At 42.9% G+C, this 22424-nt stretch carries 16 protein-coding genes; 6 read left to right on the forward strand and 10 right to left on the reverse strand.

Features of this window, described 5'->3' with window-relative positions:
• The first annotated feature begins 281 nt into the window (after window positions 1-281).
• Together AAEY88_RS02445 and ppk2 are read left to right on the forward strand one after the other, a co-directional pair.
• Window positions 282-2135, forward strand: a complete 1854-nt coding sequence (locus tag AAEY88_RS02445; RefSeq protein ID WP_350558551.1) for an acetyl-CoA C-acetyltransferase — start codon at window positions 282-284, stop codon at window positions 2133-2135.
• Between the two features lie 216 nt (window positions 2136-2351).
• Window positions 2352-3365: a polyphosphate kinase 2 gene (ppk2, locus tag AAEY88_RS02450; protein WP_350558554.1), complete on the forward strand. Its 1014-nt coding sequence runs from the start codon at window positions 2352-2354 to the stop codon at window positions 3363-3365.
• A gap of 74 nt (window positions 3366-3439) precedes the next feature.
• Here ppk2 and AAEY88_RS02455 read toward each other — a convergent pair whose 3' ends face one another.
• The 8 genes from AAEY88_RS02455 to rsmG form a co-directional block, all read right to left on the reverse strand.
• Window positions 3440-3781, reverse strand: coding sequence for a PilZ domain-containing protein (locus AAEY88_RS02455; RefSeq protein WP_350560419.1), 342 nt, complete (start codon window positions 3779-3781; stop codon window positions 3440-3442).
• 76 nt (window positions 3782-3857) lie between these two features.
• The gene (locus tag AAEY88_RS02460) at window positions 3858-4988 is read right to left on the reverse strand and encodes a DNA polymerase III subunit delta' (protein ID WP_350558557.1); all 1131 of its coding nucleotides are present in this window, start codon (window positions 4986-4988) and stop codon (window positions 3858-3860) included.
• 83 nt (window positions 4989-5071) lie between these two features.
• Entirely contained in the window at window positions 5072-5941 is an 870-nt protein-coding gene (gene kdsB / locus AAEY88_RS02465) for a 3-deoxy-manno-octulosonate cytidylyltransferase (protein WP_350558560.1), read from the reverse strand.
• A gap of 117 nt (window positions 5942-6058) precedes the next feature.
• Window positions 6059-7156, reverse strand: coding sequence for a tetraacyldisaccharide 4'-kinase (gene lpxK / locus AAEY88_RS02470; protein WP_350558563.1), 1098 nt, complete (start codon window positions 7154-7156; stop codon window positions 6059-6061).
• 162 nt (window positions 7157-7318) lie between these two features.
• Complete coding sequence (msbA, locus tag AAEY88_RS02475) at window positions 7319-9106, reverse strand: lipid A export permease/ATP-binding protein MsbA (RefSeq protein ID WP_350558566.1); 1788 nt, start codon at window positions 9104-9106, stop codon at window positions 7319-7321.
• Window positions 9107-9453: 347 nt separating this feature from the next.
• Window positions 9454-10563, reverse strand: a complete 1110-nt coding sequence (locus AAEY88_RS02480; protein ID WP_350558569.1) for a ParB/RepB/Spo0J family partition protein — start codon at window positions 10561-10563, stop codon at window positions 9454-9456.
• 167 nt (window positions 10564-10730) lie between these two features.
• On the reverse strand, window positions 10731-11513 hold the full coding sequence (locus tag AAEY88_RS02485; RefSeq protein ID WP_350558571.1) for an AAA family ATPase: 783 nt from the start codon (window positions 11511-11513) through the stop codon (window positions 10731-10733).
• A gap of 192 nt (window positions 11514-11705) precedes the next feature.
• On the reverse strand, window positions 11706-12368 hold the full coding sequence (gene rsmG / locus AAEY88_RS02490; RefSeq protein ID WP_350560421.1) for a 16S rRNA (guanine(527)-N(7))-methyltransferase RsmG: 663 nt from the start codon (window positions 12366-12368) through the stop codon (window positions 11706-11708).
• 380 nt (window positions 12369-12748) lie between these two features.
• On the opposite strand from rsmG, the gene AAEY88_RS02495 reads away from it, so the two are divergent.
• The 3 genes from AAEY88_RS02495 (at window position 12749) to AAEY88_RS02505 (ending at window position 17864) form a co-directional block, all read left to right on the forward strand.
• The gene (locus AAEY88_RS02495) at window positions 12749-15571 is read left to right on the forward strand and encodes an ATP-binding protein (RefSeq protein ID WP_350558574.1); all 2823 of its coding nucleotides are present in this window, start codon (window positions 12749-12751) and stop codon (window positions 15569-15571) included.
• 294 nt (window positions 15572-15865) lie between these two features.
• Entirely contained in the window at window positions 15866-16975 is a 1110-nt protein-coding gene (locus tag AAEY88_RS02500; protein ID WP_350558577.1) for a WYL domain-containing protein, read from the forward strand.
• Window positions 16976-17210: 235 nt separating this feature from the next.
• Entirely contained in the window at window positions 17211-17864 is a 654-nt protein-coding gene (locus AAEY88_RS02505; RefSeq protein WP_350558580.1) for a TerD family protein, read from the forward strand.
• Window positions 17865-17979: 115 nt separating this feature from the next.
• Here AAEY88_RS02505 and AAEY88_RS02510 read toward each other — a convergent pair whose 3' ends face one another.
• Complete coding sequence (locus AAEY88_RS02510) at window positions 17980-18960, reverse strand: ion transporter (protein WP_350558583.1); 981 nt, start codon at window positions 18958-18960, stop codon at window positions 17980-17982.
• Window positions 18961-19827: 867 nt separating this feature from the next.
• Between AAEY88_RS02510 and AAEY88_RS02515 the strand changes: the two genes are divergently transcribed.
• A complete protein-coding gene (locus AAEY88_RS02515; protein WP_350558586.1) occupies window positions 19828-20460 on the forward strand; it encodes an OmpW family outer membrane protein in 633 nt (210 codons plus the stop codon).
• A gap of 201 nt (window positions 20461-20661) precedes the next feature.
• On the opposite strand, the gene AAEY88_RS02520 is transcribed toward AAEY88_RS02515, so the two are convergent.
• Window positions 20662-22401, reverse strand: coding sequence for a 2-oxo acid dehydrogenase subunit E2 (locus AAEY88_RS02520; RefSeq protein ID WP_350558589.1), 1740 nt, complete (start codon window positions 22399-22401; stop codon window positions 20662-20664).
• Between the last annotated feature and the right edge of the window lie 23 nt (window positions 22402-22424).

Genomic DNA, 22424 nt, shown 5'->3' on the forward strand with positions numbered 1-22424 from the left:
ATGATTTATAAAAAAATTGATAACAATATATTATCAAATGACTCTTTAAGCAAGACCATAGGAACAAAAATTAGCGGTTTATCTATCTGTTTACCTAACCAGGATTTATCAAATTTCCTACTTGGTTAAGGTTCAATAACCGTTACTTGACTTGCTAAAGACATACAATAACACTGCAAAAAATTATTATGATAGGCAGCTAAGGTCTTATATATTAATAACAGATTTTACTAATCACAATTTTTAATACAGTTACTTCGACTTTCCTTAAGGACAATTTTATGAGTAATAAAAAGAACAGCCCCATTGTTGAGACTACAGTCGTCAAAAAAGATAATGTTATCACTGATCATACTGACGCGCAAAATCGCTCTCAACACAGCGATGAAGACAATAGCCCGCATTATGCTTCAATTGCTGAGTTCAAAAAAGCAACCGATATTATTGATGCTGATGGTAATTTAGTAGATGATGATTCTGAAGAGAGTCAAGCCCAGAAAAAAGCCAAGCTTAGAGAAGATTTGATTACTGAGTCCAATGAACTTAAAGAAGCTGATGATCTTGATATTTTTGCTACGACCGCAGCTGCTGATACTAATGCCGATGAGACTGAAGGCAAGGACAGTACTGAAAAGAGCAGTAATGATAAAAAAGGTAATAATGAAAGAAGCAACACTGATGAAAAAGATACTAAAGCTAACAGCAAGAATAATGCTGATAAAGAAAAAGATAATCAGAAAACTGATGACAAATCTACTAACGATAAAAAAGACAAAGAGTTTGATACTACTGTAGCAGCTAAGCCACGTTCTACGCCTAAAAAGAAAAAAAATAGCACCACAAAGTTAATCTCAGGTCAACATCGCGTTGCTATTTTAGGTGGCAACCGCATTCCATTTGCGCGCTCTAACGGTCCCTATGCTGATGCCAGCAATATAGATATGCTAACGGCCGCACTTAATGGTTTAATTGAACGCTATAACTTGCAAGATGAGCGGATGGGCGAAGTCGTGGCTGGTGCAGTAATGAAGCTGAGCCGCGACATAAATCTAACTCGTGAAGCCGCGCTTAATACTGCCTTAGATCCACACACCCCAACTTATGATATTACGCAAGCTTGCGGTACCGGACTACAAGCCACGTTTGCCTCTGCCAATAAAATCGCCCTAGGTATTATTGATTCAGCCATTACTGGCGGTGTCGATACTACTTCAGATGCGCCTATTGCTATCGGCGATGGTCTACGCAAAGTGTTGTTAAAACTAGGGGCTGCTAAAAATATGAAGCAGCGTCTACAAGCCCTAACAAGTTTCGATCCAAAAGACTTAGTAGATTCTCCGCAAAATGGTGAGCCTCGTACGGGTCTATCTATGGGTGACCATCAAGCAATTACGGCGCTTGAATGGAATATTAGCCGTGAAGATCAAGATGAGCTAGCCTTTAATAGCCATAAAAATCTGGCGCGCGCCTATGATGAAGGTTTCTTTGATGATCTCATTACTCCATATAAAGGCCTGACCCGCGATAATAACTTACGTCCAGATTCTACTCTTGAAAAGCTGGGTAAATTAAAACCAGTATTTGGTAAAAATAACGCCAATCCAACCATGACAGCAGCGAACTCTACCCCGCTGACGGACGGAGCATCTTGCGTATTACTCGCTAATGATGAGTGGGCACAAGCTCGCGGACTTAAACCCTTGGCTTATATTGTGCATCAAGAGACGGCGGCGGTTGACTTTATCGGTAAAGCTGGCGACAAAGAAGGCCTGCTTATGGCACCGGCTTATGCCGTACCGCGTATGCTTGAGCGTGCTGGCCTGAGCTTACAAGACTTCGATTTTTATGAGATTCATGAAGCCTTTGCCTCCCAAGTTCTCTCAACGCTAAGCGCATGGGAAGATGAAAACTTCTGTACAGAGCGTCTAGGTCTTGACTCGCCATTAGGGTCTATTGATCGTAGCAAACTTAACGTTAACGGTTCATCGCTAGCGGCTGGACATCCTTTTGCGGCAACCGGCGGTCGTATCTTAGCCACTGCTGCTAAATTGCTGGATCAAAAAGGTTCAGGTCGTGCACTCATTTCTATTTGTGCTGCCGGTGGCCAAGGTGTTACTTGCATCTTGGAGAAATAAGAGCATTTAAGTTATAGTTGGTTTGATTGTAAAAATGCCTTTTAATCCGTCGATTAGAGGGTATTTTTTTGGTTGCTGATTACGATTATAATAATAAAATAGACACATGAATACTAAGTCAGTAAAGCGTGACCTGTTCTTAGTAGGATGCTTAGATATGCTACAGTAAGCTTAAAAGGAATAAATAAACTTTATTTTATTAATCAGGAGTTTAGTATGGCCAAGATACCTTCAGCGATTAATCACAACTCTTTAACTCCACAAGAATGTAGCGAGATGAGTGCGCCTGAACAAAGCAACTTCATTGAGCGTATGGATAAAGAGATTTTTGATGATGAGCTACGGCGTAAAATGCATCAAGATTTAATTGATACCTATGATGAAGAGCTTGAAAACGAAGTAGACGATTATATGCGCGACTTTCGCTTTGATGGCCGTGAAATGACCGAACAAGAAAAGCTTGATCGTCAGACTTATTTTCAAGAGCTGGTACGTTTACAACGGGAGCTGATTAAACTCCAAGATTGGGTAGTCGACCGCGGAGAGCGTATCGTGGTGATATTCGAAGGTCGCGACTCTGCTGGTAAAGGAGGCGCCATCAAACGTATCACTCAGCGTCTAAACCCGCGCGTCTGTCGAGTAGCCGCATTACCTGCGCCTACTGAACGCGAACAATCACAATGGTATTTTCAACGCTACGTGGCACACCTGCCAGCAGCTGGTGAGATTGTATTGTTTGATAGGAGCTGGTATAACCGCGTGGGTGTTGAGCGCGTAATGGGGTTTTGTACGGACATCCAATATGAGGAATTCTTTCAATCAGTGCCTGAGTTTGAGCGCATGTTAGTCCGATCTGGTATTCGCTTAGTAAAGTACTGGTTTTCAATTACCGATGATGAGCAGCACTCCCGCTTTATGAGCCGGATTCATGACCCTCTTAAACAATGGAAGCTCTCACCAATGGACTTACAATCGCGGCGGCGCTGGGAAGATTATACCAAAGCCAAAGAAACTATGTTTGAGCGAACTCATATCCCTGAAGCACCGTGGTGGGTAGTTGAAGGCAATAGTAAAAAACGCGCCCGTTTAAACTGTATTGCTCATCTGCTAGAACAAATACCTTATAGCGAAGTACCGAGAGAAGAAGTAGAGCTACCTGAACGTAAGCGTGATGATGAATATTATCGTGAGCCCATTCCTAATGATATGTATGTACCACCACGCTATTAGTCGTTGTTAGTAGCTATTATCTATTTTTTGCTTAAACAGATTAATTGGGCCGGCCAACATTTAAAGTCATCAAACTACATAGTATAAGTGGCTTGTTGACTGTCAGTTTTACCTGCTAGTAAGCGTTCAATTTCACTGTTTATTTTTTGTCCGACCACATCTGTCCCAATTTGTACGGCAAAACCTGCCGGACGATTAACTTGGGCTTTATAGTTAATCCAGACTACCTTACCGTTCATTGGCAAACGTTCACTAGAAGAGGGTAAAGTAACAGCAATAAACACCTCATCACCCAGCTGATGAATTTGGTTTGAAGGAATAAATAATGCGCCATTATTTACAAAGGATAAATAGCTGGCGTATAACGTTGCGATATTTTCAATATGACAGGTAAGAATTCCGCCACGTTCAGGCATTGCCACGGTACGCTCCTTATTTTAAGTATTATTTGTAATTTTGGCAGTCGGGAGTGATGACGCCGCATTACCACTATTATAACTGCGCCAATTGCTGCATCAGCTTATCATAGGCGAATTTTTCTTGTACATTTTGTTGTAGTGATACTTTCGTCTGCTGTAAGTTATTGGCTAATACCTCTACTGCCCTGTCGGTGGGTTGATAGTTTTGTAAGACGGTTGATAGATTAATATCTTCTTGAACACTTAGAAGACCAAGATCAACGCGGCGGATATCAAGCAGCATCAGCTCAGTCAATTTAATAAAATCTGCCACGGGAAGCTGAGTCTGCCAATAATCACTTGCCACCACACTACTACGCTTACCGCTACGTAAGGCCTGCCACGTGGTTAACCATAATGCGCGTTTGCTATACCACGCTGCTTGAGCCAAATCTATAGCGGCTAAAGGCGCACCATTTGCTAATGTCAGTAATTGAGTCATTTGCGCCGGGCTAACCGCTTCACGATTAATAGTACTGCCTAGGGCATGAGTGACATAGTCACGGGCGACAGCGGGAGCAATGGTCTGTAACGGCAGCTGCTGAACGCGGCTTTTAATCGTCGGCAATAATTGCGCAGGCGTATCACTGATTAAGAATAAATGCACTTGCGCTTGCGGCTCTTCTAGAGTTTTTAGCAGCGCATTGGCAGCAGCAATGGTCATTTGCTCAGCGTGATCTAAAACACAAATCCGCATCCCGCGCCCGCCTTGATAAATAAAAGGTTGCAATGCACGAATGTCATCAATTTTTATGGTTAGCGCCGCTTTATTAGTTGCTTTGGTAGACTTATTATCGGCTTTATTGCTTTTAGTCGCTTTACCTGATAACTCATTGTTATTCAAGCTATCGGTACTAATAGGCATACTGATAATTGGTAGTACCTGTAGACTAGGATGAGTACCCGATCTGAGCCATTGACAGCTCTCACAGCTCCCACATGCACCAAGTGGATGGCTGTCACGCTCACGACATAACAGCCATGCGACCAAGCGCCAAACAAACGCACGTTTTCCCATGCCTTGCATGCCAGCCGCTAACAGTGCATGCGGTAATGACTGTGGCGGCGTTAACACCCTTTTAGTCAGCTGCGCCCATAGCCCCTGCTGCCATGGTAGTAATGGTGCAAAATAAATGCTCTCTGTCGTGTCGTTTACGTTGTCCACACATGCCACCTTGTAACTTGAGGTATTGCTTAAAAGTGTTAAGACTTAATTTGTGACTATATTTTTTATATTACTTAGGCTATTTAGTAGTGCTTAACACTTTGAAATTCAATAAAACTCATGGCATTTAAGCGATCCAAATCTTCTTGAGTATCAACCCCTGCTGGCAATTGAAGTGCTGCCGCAGCGATGGCAATTTTACCGCCATTTTCTAAGACACGTAGCTGCTCTAAGCTCTCCAGTGTTTCAAGTGGTGTTTGGGGCCAATGCACAAACTGCTGTAATAGGCTAACTCTATAAGCATATAAACCTAAATGACGATAAGCATGCTTTGGGGCAGGCCGTTGTGTTAGCTCTTGGGTATTCGTTACTAAATTTGAGTTTACATCGGCGCTATTTGTTGTAGCCAATACTAGCGCTACATCTCGATCACAGGGAATAGGCGCCCGGCTAAAATACAGCGCCCGTTGCTTATTATCAACAGTCGCGCTCACTACTTTGACCACAGATGGGCGCATAAAGGTATGATAATCCTCGATAGGCTCATACAAAGTTGCCATGACACTAGCACTATCTTGTACCAATAAGGTTTTGACTTGCTCTAATAATAATGGCGGTACCAAGGGTTCGTCTCCCTGCATATTAACCACGATATCCTGCTCTGACCAACCTTTTATAGCGGCAACTTCAGCCAAACGATCCGTACCTGAGGCATGATCAGCGCGGGTCATCACTACCTCGTAACCAGCATCTATGCAAACTTTGGCAATACGCGCGTCATCAGTAGCAATACACATATCATCAGCGAAATGCGCCGCTTGTGCTTTTTCAGCCACCCAAAGTATCATCGGTTTACCATGAATACTCAGTAATGGCTTGCCAGGCAGCCGTGTGCTTTTAAAACGTGCTGGGATTACGATATGAGTTTTAGCCGGTATTGTTACAGTAGACATAGCTGACTCCTATAATAAGTCATATAAAATCGTAGTTATTATCTATGTTTAACATAGCTATTATCTGTTTTAAATATAGATGTTATCTATAAGTTATTACTAATTATTATCAATCAATTAATGGCTCTCTTTATTGCTATGTATCTTAATATTCAAAGCTTCTAGTTGGCTCTGTAGCGTTTGATAACAGTCATTAGATAATACTGCGGTTACTGGTAATATCCATAATCTAGCTGCTAACTCCTGCCAATTAGCTTTAACGGCTTTATTAGTTTCTTGCTGTAAGAATAACGTACGGATTTTTACTGCATCCTTACTAGTGACAACAATAGGATATTGGGTATATTGCAGCAGATCAGTAAGACTAAAATCATAATGGTCGGGATAAGGATGCGGGATAACCTCAAAACCTAGAGTACTGAGTGTGTCAAAAAACCGTTGTGGATAGCCGATACCACTGATCGCATGCACTTGACTGCCTGCAGTCGGTGCTATACTACTCATTTGAATATCAGGTAGCAATGTCTGTAGCGTATCAGGACTTAATTGCATGGTTAAGCCACCAGCGGAAGGCTGATAGTTATCAGACATTGATGGTTGCTTCGGTTTTTGATGGTAAACCACCGTCGCATTTTTTAGCCGCGATATTGGTTCACGCAAAAACCCTGTTGGCAACCGCTGCTGATTGCCAAAACCGCGCGCTACGTCCACTACAATCCACTCGATATCTCGCTGCAACGCATAATGTTGCAAACCATCATCAGCAATAATCAGCTGCAAGTCAGGATAGGCCTCTAATAAAGTGCTAATCGCTTGCTGTCGATTAGGGCATACTGCCATCGCCGCGCCAGTCATATTAACAATCAAACACGGCTCATCACCTACGGCGCTGGGTAGACTATCCGCTGTGACCAATGCTGGCATCTGGCTGCTATCGCCGCCATAGCCGCGACTAATAACGCCTACCTTCAATCCCTGCTGTTGTAAATAATTGACCAAAGCAATAATTAATGGCGTTTTACCACTGCCGCCAACCGTAATATTACCGATTACCATCACTGGTATGGGCGCACGATAGCTTGAGAACAGCCCGACATTATAAGCTTGACGGCGCAACAAGGTTAGCAAACTATATAACCAGCTTAGCGGCAGCAGTAGCCACAACCAAAAAGCTTGACGTTGCCATGCACGGGTAATTGCGGTCTCAACACTCATGAATTAACACTTCACCTATTATTACTTATTTGCCAGTATCTCTATCAGCAAAGACTTATTTAACGATTATATTGCTATAGTTTAGTGAGCATTTAATCGCGTGTCCTTACTTATACATTTTTTGATGAGCAGCCATTTTCTTAAGTATTTAAATGCAAAAAGCTACTCAAAATCTCTTTCATACATTTGCGCGTAATGACCTTGCTTTTGCATCAGTTCACTATGGGTGCCAAGCTCCACAACCTGTCCCCCATCTAACACGGCAATACGATCAGCAGACTCGATAGTCGTTAAACGGTGCGCAATGACCAGTGTTGTACGGTCTTTCATAACGTTATCAAGCGCTTGCTGAATATAGAATTCTGACTCATTATCAAGGGCACTGGTCGCCTCATCTAAGATTAAAATAGGGGCATCTTTTAGTAACGCTCGAGCGATAGATAAGCGCTGACGCTGGCCGCCAGATAATTGTAAACCTTCAGCCCCAATCTGACTTTGATAGCCATGCGGCATTTTCATAATAAAGTCATGAGCAAAGGCGTCTTTTGCCGCGAGCTCAACCTCAGCCTGTGTCTTATGGGCTAAACCGCCATAAGCAATATTATTAAATACCGTCGTATTGAACAGCACCACTTGCTGATTGACCATGGCAATCTGCGCACGCAAACTCTCTAAAGTGATGTCTTCAATAGGTAACCCATCTATGGTAATTTGTCCTGAGGTAGTGGTTAGCGTACGCGTCAATAAATTCACTAAGGATGACTTACCTGCACCGCTACGACCAACCAAGGCTACAGTCTCGCCAGCTTGTACATTTAAATTAAAGTCACGTAATGCAACCGTAGAGTCTGGATAGATCAAGCTAACATTATCCATATGAATCTCACCTGACAATATGGGGCTTAGAATACCACTGTCCTGCTCTTCAGGCTCGTCAAGTAAGGCAAATATTGACTCACCTGCCGCGATACCTTTTTGTAGTTTTTGATTGACATCAGTCAGCGAGCGCACTGGCTTACTGAGTAGTCCCGCCGCGGCGATATAAGAGATGAACTCACCTGCTGAGATATTGTTAATCACCTCAGGACGCAGAGCAAGCCATACCACTACCGCCATCGCCATTGCCATCAATAGCTGTACAGCGGGCGTATTAATACTATTGGTGACCACCACTTTCATACCTTGGCGCAAGTTCTTTTTGGAAGTCTCATCAAAGCGCTTTGCCTCATAGGCTTGCCCACCGTAGTTTTTGACCACTTGATAGCCACCAATCACTTCATTAGTAATATGACTGACATCCCCCATGGTTTCTTGGATACCCTTCGACAGTTTAAGATAGCGCTTGGAGGCAATGCGAATCAACCATAATATTGGCGGTAGCACCAAAAATAAAATCAAGGTCAAGCGCCAGTTGCTGTATAGCAAAAAGCCCATCAACGCCACGACGGTCAAACCATCACGTAATAAGGTTTTCATCGAGTCGGTACTGGCAGCAGTGACCTGTTCGACATCAAAAATAAGTTTGGAGGAGATGGTACCGGCAGGATTGGCTAAATAGAACGAGCTTGGCAGGCGCAGTAGCTTATTAAAGACCTGGACCCGCAGCTCATATACTAAGTTGCGTGATACTAAAGCCGTATAATAGTTACCTAAAAAGCTACCCACACCGCGCACAAAGAATAGCCCAACAATAATAAACGGAAATAAATCTTGCTTACTTTGGTCGTTTTGGTTAATAGCATCCGTGATATATTCCAATAATTTAGCAATCCAAATCTCGGTTCCCGCATTGATGGCAAAACCGACAACGGTTAGCATCAATGCCCACCAATAAGGCTTTAGATAGCTTAACAGACGCAATAATGTCTTGTGCTTAGGCGTGCTAGTTGATAGCGCGGGTATTGGTTTGGTAGAAGTTTTTGTAGAGTCAGATTGATAAGCTTGGCTCATAAAAGCCTCAATGTAGGTATAAATAGGTGGGTTTGTCACACTGGTAGCGCGGCGATATAGAACGTCGATATCAAATAGCAGTATAAAACGTTTGGATAAATTTCTTAGGTAACTTATTGAGATAAAATGGTTAAGAGCGATAACGGGCAATACAGCAGATCACTGACCAAAATATTGCCGCTCTTTTCTTTTATTCTCTTGTCCCGATCGTTTAAAACCAGATAGTGACGACTTGTTTTTATGGTGAGTAATAAATCATTGCGCTTCTAGCATAAAAATAAAGTTTTGGCTTATTACTCATATCTTATTTGTTACTCACCTCTTAAATATAAGTTTTTAAAAAGGTATTAACTCTGAGCCTCTAAATGTTTCATTAAGGCCGTAAACTCATCTTGATTATGAAAAAATATCTCGACACTGCCTTGGCCATCTTTCTTATGCTTGAGCTTGACCTCTGCTCCTAGGGCATCAGTCAAACGCTGAGTTAAGCGCTCAGCATCGCGGCTTTGTGCTTGTTCAGTATGGCTCACTTTAGGCGCAGGCTGCAGGATCGATTTGACCAGCTTTTCAGCCTCTCGTACCGTCATACCGCCATCAATAATTTTTTGGGCGATGATAGGCTGCTGCTCAGACGATAAAGCAAGCAAGGTGCGTGCATGTCCCATATCGAGCGCATTATTGGCCAGATGATCTTTGACCGTATCATGGAGCTGATTGAGGCGAAGTAGATTCGACACTGTGGTACGCGCTTTGCCCACCACTTCTGCAATCATGGCGTGACTCATACCAAATTCAGTATGGAAACGCTGTAAAGCGGCCGCTTGATCAATGACCGATAAATCTTCGCGTTGGATGTTCTCAATCAGTGCTAACGCAATGGCCAGCTCATCAGATAATGCCCGCTCAATTGCGGGAATAACCGATTTACCCGCCATTTTTGCCGCCCGCCAGCGGCGCTCACCAGCGATAATTTCATGGGTGACATCGACTGTGCTTTTGTCTTCGCTTGCCAGCAGTGGTCGAATGACAATGGGCTGCATAATACCATGCTGCTCAATAGAAGAGGCTAACTCAGCTAATGCCGTCTCACTCATATCACGCCGTGGCTGGTATTTTCCGGCCTGTAAGCGCGTCACATCAATCTGTACTAGACTGATCTGATCTTCAGAACTCTCACCATACATACTGCTGCTACGCGTTTTGAGACTGTTGCGCTTTTTAATATCAGTGCTAGCTGATTGCGACATACGGCTGTTTGCATTAACCGATTTTTCAGCCGTTTTTGTACTACTGGTTGGCGCTTGCAACGCAGCTTTTGATACCATATCGGTTAGATTGGTATCACGCGCAGCCGTATCATCTTGTAATGCAGAGGCGGTAATTTGCTTTTCTTTTTTGATTGATCCTAATAAGGCATCTAAACCCCGATTGGCAGCCAATCCTCGTTTTTTCGCCATGATTACCTATCCTCTAACGCTAAAATAAAAACCAAATGAGTGTTAATAAATGTCTAATAATTAATAAGCAAGTATCTATTGATACCTCTAATATTTAATAAATACCAAGCCATTTATAATTCGACACTTTGATACTTCAATAATTTAATAATTTAATAATTTATTCTCTAGCTGCGGCTTTGTTTGATCACTTCAGCAGCAAGCTTTAAATAAGCTTGTGCACCTTTTGAGCTTTTTTCAAACGCCAGTACTGGCATACCGTGGGCTGGCGCTTCCGCTAAGCGGATATTTCTTGGAATATGAGTACGGTACATGATATCGCCAAAATGTGCATCAAGCTCAGCTGATACGTCATTGGCTAAGGTATTACGCGCATCAAACAAGGTTCTAACTACCCCGCGAATATATAGCTTAGGATTCAGCTCTGTTAAGCGCTCAATGGTCTGTGATAAGTCCGCGAGACCTTCCAGTGCATAATACTCGCATTGCATCGGAATAATAACGCCATCCGTTGCCACTAACGCATTAATAGTCAGCAAGTTTAAACTGGGTGCACAATCCATTATAATGTAATCATAAGGCTTTTTTTGGCCAGTTGCTTGGTCAGCGACTAATTCGGTCATTGCCGTCTTTAGTAGCTCGTGGCTATTGGTCTGCCCCATTAAGGTAATATCTATACCCGCTAATTCTCTATTGGTACCGATGACATCGAAGCCAGCTGGACTGTTGACAATCGCTTCTTGTAGCGATACACCGTCAAGCAAAACATCAGCCATGGTCAGCGCTAAATCATTTTTCTCCAGACCAGTACCCGTCGTAGCGTTGCCTTGTGGGTCTAAATCAATCAGTAGTACACGCTTGCGCTTAGCGGCCAAGCTTGCAGCCAAATTCACCGCCGTAGTGGTTTTACCTACGCCGCCTTTTTGATTCGCAATGGCTATGATTTCCATACACTCACTCAATTTAATTAATATAACGCGCTTTACTGATGCTCAAATAGTACCGACGTAAATGCTACGTGCCTATAAATGCTACGTAATTAATAGCCTATAATTAACAGCTGCTTACTTTGATCAAACTGTCTTACTGTTATGATCTAGCAAAAAAATATACCGTTTTATAGACGTCCATTTAAGCATAGCTTAGACATTCTTAACCGATAATTCAATCAAATGCCGGCTATCCTCTAAACGTGGGACGTCTAATTTAATGGTCTTAATCTGCCAAGTGTCCTGCAGCGCTTGTAATTCTTCAGCACTTGGTACTTTGCCTTTCATCGCACATAGATAGCCATTATCCGCTAAGCGGGGCTGCGCCGCTTCCACAAAATCTATCAAGCTGGCAAAGGCTCTGGAGGTAACAACGTCATATTGCCCTTCATGCGCTTCAATACGTGCGGCAATCGGTGTTACATTATTCAGGCCAAGCTCGCTGCTGATCTGCTTAATAAAACGAATCTTTTTCTTATTGCTATCTAGGGCAGTACAGTGACGCTCAGGCTGACAAATCGCGATAATCACTGCCGGTAATCCAGCACCCGTACCGATATCCAACAAAGACCCTGCAGGCAAGTGCGCTATAATAGCCAAGCAGTCAATCACATGCTTGATCAGCGCCTCTACTGGGTCAGTGATGGCGGTCAGATTATACGCTTTATTCCATAATAAAAGCTTGTCTAAGTACAACAATAGCGTGCGCTGCTGCGTCTCATTAAGCGGTAGTGCCAATGTTTGCAATGCTTGTGCTAATATATCAGCCAACGCTGGTAGCTGAGCGCCAAGCTTTACGAAGCCTGTTGAATCCATAGGTGGCCGAGCGCTGTTAATAGATTTAGCAAGGGACTTATCGGATGCTGACATAGAACACGTTATCCCGTTTTGGCATGTGAACCGGCTATTTTATCATGCAGGTTGCTTATTGAATAGTTGCAGATTGCGTCAATGTTCGCCATCTTATACTATCTGCGCTAGTATTAATGATTTATTCAGCCTTAATCACACTAAATTTATAACTTTAGGTCAAGCTTAATAAGTTATCTACCGCGCCAATGTATCCACCTAACTATTTATCTGGTTGTTCATTTGGTCGGGCATGACCTCTTTAACTTTGTCTAAGACTGGCTATAAATTGCGATTTTATATTTTATATTTTAATGCCACTAACACTACCATGTACGATTTTTGAGATGACCAAACATACGCTTATGACCGAACAGAAAACTGCCCCTACGACTCAAGCTTCAATAGACCTTAATTCGACACCCGCTGCTGTAACAACGGCTCAAAAAATTGATAATACGGCAACACAAATACAGGCTGTGACGAATATTGAGAAAGCACCACTGCCTCATCCTATATTAGTGGAAATTAATCAACGCTGTCTCATAACCGCAGAGCAGCTCAAACGCTATAGCGTTCCTGACGATCTACCTACCGATACGCGCACCGCCCCAGATTTAGATATTGGCTTTGGCCAGCAGCGTGCGATCAAAGCACTACGAACCGCACTAGATATCAATGCCAGTGGCTATCATGTGTTTGCTGCTGGAGAAAATGGACTGGGCAAGCGCACAGTAATCAGTCGCCTACTACAAGGTATTGCGGCAAATGCGCCCACACCTGATGATTGGGTGTATGTACATAATTTTGTTGACCCACGCACACCCATGGCTCTGCATTTACCCGCTGGACAAGCTACAATTTTGCAGCAGCAGATTAATAGTTTATGGCAACAGGCAAAAAAACGCCTTAATCAGCGTTTTCGTAGTGACCATTATCAAAGTAAAATCGAAGCAATAAAAAACGACACCCATCAAAAAGAAAGCCAGGCTTACGATGCGCTAAATGCTGAAGGCAAGCAATACGATTTGGCTCTAACTTTTCGACCGTTTGATAATAAAGCGGTCTTTGTACATCCTAGCGAGCTATCAACAGAAGATGAGGATAGTAATGATGCGGACAAGGTTGCTAATAATGCAAAAAAATCTGCTAGCAATCCAAATAATAAATCAGCATCAAATAAGAATAAAACCACCAGCAAAGACATTAAAAACAATAATAGCCATAATAATAGTCACTATCAGACTGAGCTAAATAATTTCACGCAAAAAAACCACATGCAAAAGCGGCTGAATCAACTGACCATCGCTTTAGAGCAGTTAGAAGATGAGGCTAATGATGCCATTGAGACCCTTCATAGTGATATCGCGCAGCGTACGCTACAGCCTCTATTTGCCCCTATTCGTGAGCGGTTTGCTGCCAATACTTCCGTAATCAATTATTTGGAAGCAATGTTTGCTGATATGGTCACCCATGTCGAGCGTATCGTCAATGGCGATGATGAAGAATTTATTACTGCCGTGCTGGCGACGACGCCAAGCCGTTATGCCGTCAATGTCATGGTCAGCCATGAGCCTGACAGTGGTTCACCGGTCATATTTGAAGACTTACCGACCCACTTAAATCTATTAGGTCATGTTGAGCAAGTTACTCAGCTTGGCACGGTTACCACCGATGTCAGCATGATACGTGCTGGCGCATTGCACCGTGCCAATGGCGGTTACTTGTTATTAGAAGCCAGTCATCTGCTTGAGCATCCCTATGCGTGGCAAGGACTAAAACGTGCGCTGCAATCACGCAAAATAAAGCTCTCTAGCCTTGAGCAAATGCTGACCTTAACCGGTAGCTTATCGTTGGCACCTGCGCCAATTGACCTTAACGTTAAGGTCATTCTGTTAGGGGAAGCGGATCTGTATTACGAGCTATTAGAGCTAGAGCCAGAGTTCGATGCGGTATTCAAAGTACGTGCTGACTTTCATGATGACGTCACCCGTACCGACGACCACGAATTGGCCTTGGTTGCCAAAATGGCCGATATTATCGATTATGCCAATCTTTATCCGTTTGACAATAATGCTCAAGCCGCACTGCTCGAGCATTTAAGTCTGCAAGCTGAAGACCAAGACCGTTTAAGCTTGCACAGTGATCGCTTAATTAAGCTATTACATGAATCCAATCGCCACGCTCGCCTTAATGGGCAAAGCATCGTCGATGACAGCCATGTTACCCAAGCCATCTCTGATATGGATGAGCGCTCAGGATACCTACGCGATCTCTACTGGGAGGAGCTCAAAAACGGTCAACAACTGATCAATACTCAGGGCCAAGCCGTCGGACAAGTCAACGCCTTGACGGTAGTCAGCTATGCCGATAGCGAGTTTGGCATGCCAGCACGCCTAACAGCCGTTATTCAACCCAATGTTGGCACGGGTGAAATTCTCGATATTGAGCGCGATGTCGATTTAGGTGGTAGCTTACACGCTAAAGGTATGCTGATTATGACCAGCTATCTGCGTGCACTGTTTAGCCACCATCACACGCTAAACTTTAGTGCTTCCTTAGCGTTTGAGCAAAGTTATGCCCATATTGATGGCGATAGCGCCACCGTTAGCGAAGCTTGTGCGCTACTGTCGGCATTAGCCAACGTTCCGATCAATCAAGCCTTTGCCATTACTGGCTCGATGAATCAGTTGGGCGAAGTGCAAGCAGTTGGTGGTATCAATGCCAAAATTGCTGGCTTCTTTGATGCCTGCCGTGAGCAAGACTTGACCGGTCAACAAGGTGTGGTCATTCCGATGGCCAATGTTAAACAGTTAATGCTGCGTGATGACATTATTGATGCGGTTGAAGCCGGGCAGTTTCATATTTATGGTGTGCATACTTTGAGTGAAGCTTTAACCCTAATGACTGGGCTGCCTATTGATACCATGAATAAAAAAGACCGCTATCGTAAAGATACTTTATTTGGCAAAGTATTACGCCGTCTGATGCTGTGGGATGAGAATCAAGACACAGCCGACACTGGCGAAGATAAAAAATCTAAGAAAAAAGCCAAAAAGAAGCGCAAATTACAACGCCAGAAAAAAGACGATAAAAGAAGGAAAGAAAAAAATAGAAAAGAACAAGATGAGGCAAAAAATATCGTAGAAGATAAAAACGTAAAAAAATAGCGCGGTCTTTAACCATCCGGTAACGGCTAACCCAGCTAGATTTGGTGAAGACAAACGAGCGAATTCAATATTTTATGAACCATAAATCTGAGCGTTCTTTACTAAACCATGATTAAGGTGTGTTGATTTTGGCTCAAATTAATTATATATCAGCAACATCATCGGGAAAGTGTGCCTAATCGACCCTAGACGCTATCGCCCTTTTCTGCGATGATAAAGTTTTTCAGTGAAAAACAAGCAACAACCAGCAAAATAAATCTAACCTAAGACTGGCTTCATACAGGTTATCTCTTAATGACTGTACAAACACCAACTGAACAACCAGCTAATGCCACCAACCTTACGGATAATGGCATTACTGATACGGCAAGCGATACCGCTGCTAGCCGTCATGGCGCAGCGACTACAGCACGGCAATGGCAAGTATTGTCACAGCTGCAGCGCAATCGCTGGATCGGTACTACTCATATCTATGAGCAGCTCAAACTGGCCGGCTTTGATAACAGCTTGCGTACCGTCCAAAGAGACTTAAATGCCTTGGCTAAGCGCTTTCCTATTGAAAAAAATAACGCCAATCCGCAAGGCTGGCGCTGGAAAGAAGACGCACCGCTACAAAGCTTACCGCATATGAACCTATCGCAAGCGGTCGCTTTTAACATGGTCGAAGCCAATTTAACCCAGCTTCTGCCTCCGGCTATCTTAGATGAATTATTTCCTTGGTTTGACTTGGCGCGGCGGCAGCTTAAAGACAGTAAAGTTACCCATTCATGGATTGATAGAGTACGTATCGAACCGGCAACTCAGCCATTAATTGCACCGCATATTGATTTAGACAGTAAAGACAATATTTATCACGCGCTGTTTTATCAATTACAATTCAAAGCTTGCTACACCCGTAGTAATAAATCTCAGGCCAGCGAATATATTTTAAACCCTATCGCCATTATTCAGCGCGGTGTCATTATTTACCTGCTCGCAACCCGCACCGATGATCCAGATACCATTATTCGCACCTTTGCCTTGCATCGATTTGCTAGCGTTGAGTTACTTGAGAGTACAGCGCAGACCCCTGATGACTTTCAGCTTGACCGCTATTTGGACGCAGGTAGTATGGGGTTTACCCATCCCCTGCTGAGCCAATTACCTGATCATGGTAAAAACACTGCTATTAAATTACACTTTACTAAAAAAGCAGGTAAGAGCCTTACTGAAAGTAAGCTTAGCGATGATCAAGTTGTCACTATCAATGCCGATGATACTCTTACCATAAATGCAACTGTGAATTTGACTTCGCAGCTGGTCTGGTGGCTACGTGGTTTTGGTAGAGGGCTATTAGATGCCAAGCCAGAGCTACTTTACCAGGCAGTTTTGGACAAAGCATTAGATGATGAACAGCAACTATAGCAGCTCGTTTAGATAATATCTTAGAGAAAACTTGTAGAGTATGACATCAACTAGATTATGACGATTAAGATGAGATAAATTAATGCTAAACAACGAGGAATTTGCAGTGAATATGAACATATTGACGTAATTTAGCGAAATTTTAACCATTTTAAGACTATCAAATTTTCAAATGTGCCAATTGATGACAGACCCTATACTTCGCTTATAAAATTCAGTGCTAAGAAGGAATATTATGCCACCGACTATCTCATCATCGCTACTCTCAGACAACTTAACCGCCCTTGGTCTTAGCGCTGATACCTTATTTTTTGCATTAAATTATGACTTTACGCCACCTGAAGCTAAAGGTATCAAAAAACGCTTAAAGCAAAACCAAGGTGCAATCGATATTGATATCGCCTGCGTATTGTATGACGATAATTGCACCATAGATGATATGGTCTGGTTCAAGCAGTTGCGTGATAAAACTGAATCGGTACGTCACCAAGGCGACAGTTTAAACGGCAAAGATCGTGGGGAGCAAGCGATGTATCACGCCCCACTCGATCAAGAACAGATTCGTCTGTACTTAAACCATATTCCAGCGCATGTCAGCCATATTGGATTGATTGCTAGCTCATACTACGGACAGCCGTTGGCTAAAGTAAAAGAAGGTGAGATACATCTCAGTGATGATGAAGGCAATCGCGCTTTTGAAGTGAATTTAAAGCAGCTGCCGCGTGACTGTAGCGCTATTTGGGTAGCCAGTTTGCGCCGCGAAGTTGATGATTGGCATTTAACCCTACAAAATTTGCCATTGGCTGACAATGACCTACAAAAAGCAGCGCAACAAGTCGCTCATGAACTGGCTCGCGCCTTACCAATACCACAGGCAGCGCTTATTTAGTTAGTAGGTGCTGAGTTATTGACTGGTTCATTAAGCCTAAAAGGGGCGATGCGCTATCAACGAGCACATCGCCCCTTTTATGTTTGGCGGTTCTATTTCTACTAGTGCTATAGCATTACTCTAGCGCCTCTCCACAATGCGGACAAAAATTCTTTTTACGTACTTCTTTTTCGCGGCGTTCAAGCTCTTGCTCACGTAGTACCTGTAACACAATATCTTGCGCCTGTTCTTTATCCAATCCCAGCTCACGACGTATTTTATCGATCATGGTTTGGTTCTGTACTAAATCGAAGTCGCCATCGACTAAAAACTCACGGAACTGCTGCTCCAGCTCGTCACGACGCTGGGCAAGCTCATTGGCCAGGCCAGTGGCCAAAATACCGGCGGGCAAAGCAGCCAAACCTACCCCTAATATCGTAATGACCGCGCCTAATATTTTGCCTGCTGTCGTGATGGGCGTCACATCTCCATAACCAACTGTCGTCAGGGTTACTACTGCCCACCACATAGCTTTTGGTATCGACTCAAACTCATCTGGTTGAGCATGGTTCTCCACTAAATAAATACCGCTAGATGCCGTCACAATCATGATAATTAAAATAAAGATAACCGCTTGAAATGAGCCTTTTTCTTTGCTGATAACCACCAATAAGATACGCATGGAGGCAAAGTAACGGGTGAGCTTCAAAATCCGAAACAGACGCAAAATTCTTAAGAAGCGCAAATCGATACTGACAAAGAAGTTTAAAAAGGCAGGGGCAATCGCTACCAAATCAATCAATGCCGAAGGACTTCTAAGCCAATTCCAGCGCTGCCGCCATGTGGTATTATCAGGTTTAGCTTCAGCCACACTCCATAAACGCAACAGATACTCGATAGAAAATACCACGATTGAGAAGTTCTCAAACCACGTAAAGTAGCTTTGATAAGGGTAATACCATTGATCAACTGACTCAGCAATCACTGCCGCCACGTTAGTCATGATCAAAAAAATTAGAAAATAATCGACGTAGCGACTGAACAAGGTGTCATGATCATCATTTTGTAAAATATTATAGACAAAATGACGCAGGCGCCGTATAGATTGGAATAACATGCCGTACCTATGCGGTGTAATACCGTGATTGTATGAGTAGAAAGTAGATCATGAGAAGTTAAAACAGTAAGTCAGGACAGGTACGTGACAATAATATCAATTGAGTGGTTAATAAGGCTCGGTTATTAAAATACAGATTTATTTATGATAGATTTATCGACAACTGTGCATAAATTTATACCTATGATATATGGTATTTCTTATGTTTATACTTAGTGATAGTAGGCTATTTGCAATGGTGTGACTATGCAAAATTTGCATAGTAAATGTAGACTAAAGCAAGCAACAGTAACCCCGTAATACCAAAACTAATATGCAAAAATTGCTGTTCCATTCGGGTACTACTACTTAGACTATTAACAGGTATCAAGGATAACCCACACTGGGGACAATTGTTATCAGCTTGATTCAATATGATCATCGAACGTGCATTGACACAACGTAAGGGTGAATTACTACAATAGCCAATCATAATATATTACCACTCTTTTTATAATAAAAAATTCATCAGTAATAGGTATTCAATCAATCTTATTATAATCCTACCTACAAGCATCAAAAGTATACTGCCTAAAATTCCGTACCAAACCCCAATATTAAGTAGACGACACCATAATTGATATAGAAAGTAACCAAACAACATCATATAAATGTAAATGTAAATGTCAAAGCACTATTCTATTGTAAATTCTTATAACAATGTTACTTGTTTATATCTAATTCACTACTGTTAGCAAGGTATTTGTACTATAATAGGGTTAAGAAGTTACGAGCTATACTATAACTGTAACTTTTTCTATCAGTAACGGATGTTATCCATCATCTGATATTTACTGACAATCTTGTATTACGTTGAGGAATTAAATGATGAAACTACAATCCCTAGTTTTAGCTACTGCTGCTGCGCTTACCATGACTACCGCCTTTGCTGTCCCTGCAGGTACTTGGACTGTTGGTGCCGGCGCACATTATGTTATGCCTAAAGATGATAATGGTACGTTGGCTAATGGCGCACTCTCTGTTGATGTTGATGGTGACGTTCGTCCCACTATTACTGGTGAATACTTTGTTGCGAATAACATCGGTGTTGAACTACTCGCTGCTATTCCATTTCATCATGACATCACGTTGACAGATACAGACGGTAATCCGTTCGATGCGAAAATCCAGCATCTGCCACCTACCCTGTCTTTACAGTATCACTTCGATGGCTACAATATGCCGATGAATGTGAAGCCTTTTATTGGTGTTGGTGTTAACTATACGACTTTCTTCAATGAAAGACTGTACCTTGGTGGCCCAGCTGATTTAGATATCGACGATAGCGTTGGTGTTGCTGGTCATATCGGAGTTGATATTCCATTCGCTGACACTGAATCTTTCCGTATTGATGCTCGCTACATGGACATCAAACCAGATGTTAGCCTAAACGGTGCTGACATTGGTTCTGTTGATATCAGCCCTTGGGTATTTGGTGTTGCATACGTCAAAAGCTTCTAATTAGAAGTGAAATAGACCAGAGATTGCCAATTAAAAAGCCAGCGCTAGCTGCTGGCTTTTTTGGGTCTGTTATTTAAATGTCTTGATAGCTAGAGGCAGTATCTAGTAGCTAAAAATAGAAGTCAGGTGCAATAAAAAAGACCATCCGAAGATGATCTTTTTAGTATTTACCATTAACTTATTGAGAGTCCGCGCTATACCCTATAGTAAGATACGGCGAGGATCGGCCAGTAATCCGGCAACATAACGCGTAAATACAGCGGCATCAGCCCCATTGATGACTCGATGATCATAAGACAATGACAATGGCAACATCAGACGCGGCTCAAAAACTTGCTTGTCTGCATTCCAGCGTGGCTGCATAGTTGCTTCTGAAGCCCCTAAAATACCCACTTGTGGCCAGTTTACCAGTGGTGTAAATGCCGTACCACCTAAGATACCTTGGCTTGAAATAGTAAAGCTAGCCCCTTGCAAATCTTTAGTGCTTAGCTTCTTATCACGAGCTTTTACCGCAAGCTCACCGATTTCAATGGCGATTTGCTTGATACCTTTGTCTTGCGCATCTTTAATAACGGGCACAATCAAGCCATCATCAGTCGCGACTGCAATACCCATATTGACACTTTTACGCAGAATCACTTGGGTATTATCATCGTTTAGATGACTGTTAAATCTTGGATGCTGAGTCAAGGCATACGCCGTCGCTTTAACGATGAAAGCTAGGATAGTGAGGCCAATACCTTGAGCTTTCATACCACCTTTTAGCTCACCGCGTAGCTTTTCAGTGTCAGTAATATCGGATAAATCAAACTGCGTTACTTGCGGTAGCAAAGTATTGTAGTTGAGCTGCGGTATCGATACTTTTTGCAAACGGCTAAGGTCTTGAGTTTCCGTTTCACCCCAAATAGCTGTATTGCTCATATCGGGTAATTTTGGCAGGCTTATGCCTGCTGTGCTATCCATCGTCGGAGCAGATTTTTGCGTGTTTACGCTGTTTTTAACATACGCAAACAAGTCTTCTTTTAAGATACGGTCATTTAGTGCCGAACCGGCAACTTGGGTAATATCTACGCCCAATTGACGCGCCAGCTTGCGTACGGCAGGCCCTGCATACACGTCAATTAGCTTCTCATTTACCTGCGCTTCGGTCAGCTTACTATCTGCTGTATTTGTAGAGGTGGCGCTGGTTGCAGGCGCAGACTTAACCTCCGCTTGCTTAGGCTCTCCAGTTGTTTGCACTTTAGGAGCAGCTTCCTTAGTATCAGCACTTGTATCACTCGCACTATCAATGCCAGAATCATCTGCAGCATTACCAATAATCACGATAAAATCTTGACCATTGGCAACCATATCACCAGCTTGTACTAAGATTTTCTCAATCTTTCCCGCTGCCGGTGCAGGTACTTCAACCGAAGCTTTGTCTGATTCAATCAGTAATATTGACTGATCAACACTGACGACATCGCCGACGCTAACCATAATTTCAGCAACCTGAGCTTCATCAACACCTAGGTCTGGTAGGGTGTATGTCGTTGCTGTTTCTGCTTTTGAGGCAGGTTTAGAGGGACTTGGCTCACTAGCAGCGACCTTATCCTCTTTACTATCGTCTTTACTGTTATTGCTAGTAGCAGACTGATTAGCATCAGGTGTCTTAGCACTTTCTTTATCAGAGCTGCCTTTATCAGAGCTGTCTGTGTCAGCGCTTTGACCATCAGTAGCGCTATCAATTTCGATGAGCACCATACCTTCACTGACTTGATCACCGATAGCAATATTAATTTTGGTAATTTTACCAGCAGCCGAGCTCGGTACTTCGACCGATGCTTTATCTGATTCTAGCAAGATAATGTTGTCATCTTTTTCGATGACGTCGCCAACCTGCACCATAATCTCACTGACTTCGGCGCTATCGACACCCAAATCGGGGGCTTTAATTTCCATCCTTTATCTCCTCGTCTTATGGT

The organism is Psychrobacter sp. CAL346-MNA-CIBAN-0220 (assembly GCF_040309805.1).
Taxonomy (GTDB): Bacteria; Pseudomonadota; Gammaproteobacteria; order Pseudomonadales; family Moraxellaceae; genus Psychrobacter.

What these genes read in the sequence shown, in the direction of transcription:
- AAEY88_RS02445 (WP_350558551.1), top strand. Translation starts at nt 282, where the DNA reads ATGAGTAATAAAAAGAACAGCCCCATTGTTGAGACTACAGTCGTCAAA.
- ppk2 (WP_350558554.1), top strand. Translation starts at nt 2,352, where the DNA reads ATGGCCAAGATACCTTCAGCGATTAATCACAACTCTTTAACTCCACAA.
- AAEY88_RS02455 (WP_350560419.1), bottom strand. Translation starts at nt 3,781, where the DNA reads ATGCCTGAACGTGGCGGAATTCTTACCTGTCATATTGAAAATATCGCA.
- kdsB (WP_350558560.1), bottom strand. Translation starts at nt 5,941, where the DNA reads ATGTCTACTGTAACAATACCGGCTAAAACTCATATCGTAATCCCAGCA.
- lpxK (WP_350558563.1), bottom strand. Translation starts at nt 7,156, where the DNA reads ATGAGTGTTGAGACCGCAATTACCCGTGCATGGCAACGTCAAGCTTTT.
- msbA (WP_350558566.1), bottom strand. Translation starts at nt 9,106, where the DNA reads ATGAGCCAAGCTTATCAATCTGACTCTACAAAAACTTCTACCAAACCA.
- AAEY88_RS02480 (WP_350558569.1), bottom strand. Translation starts at nt 10,563, where the DNA reads ATGGCGAAAAAACGAGGATTGGCTGCCAATCGGGGTTTAGATGCCTTA.
- AAEY88_RS02485 (WP_350558571.1), bottom strand. Translation starts at nt 11,513, where the DNA reads ATGGAAATCATAGCCATTGCGAATCAAAAAGGCGGCGTAGGTAAAACC.
- rsmG (WP_350560421.1), bottom strand. Translation starts at nt 12,368, where the DNA reads ATGGATTCAACAGGCTTCGTAAAGCTTGGCGCTCAGCTACCAGCGTTG.
- AAEY88_RS02495 (WP_350558574.1), top strand. Translation starts at nt 12,749, where the DNA reads ATGACCAAACATACGCTTATGACCGAACAGAAAACTGCCCCTACGACT.
- AAEY88_RS02500 (WP_350558577.1), top strand. Translation starts at nt 15,866, where the DNA reads ATGACTGTACAAACACCAACTGAACAACCAGCTAATGCCACCAACCTT.
- AAEY88_RS02505 (WP_350558580.1), top strand. Translation starts at nt 17,211, where the DNA reads ATGCCACCGACTATCTCATCATCGCTACTCTCAGACAACTTAACCGCC.
- AAEY88_RS02510 (WP_350558583.1), bottom strand. Translation starts at nt 18,960, where the DNA reads ATGTTATTCCAATCTATACGGCGCCTGCGTCATTTTGTCTATAATATT.
- AAEY88_RS02515 (WP_350558586.1), top strand. Translation starts at nt 19,828, where the DNA reads ATGAAACTACAATCCCTAGTTTTAGCTACTGCTGCTGCGCTTACCATG.
- AAEY88_RS02520 (WP_350558589.1), bottom strand. Translation starts at nt 22,401, where the DNA reads ATGGAAATTAAAGCCCCCGATTTGGGTGTCGATAGCGCCGAAGTCAGT.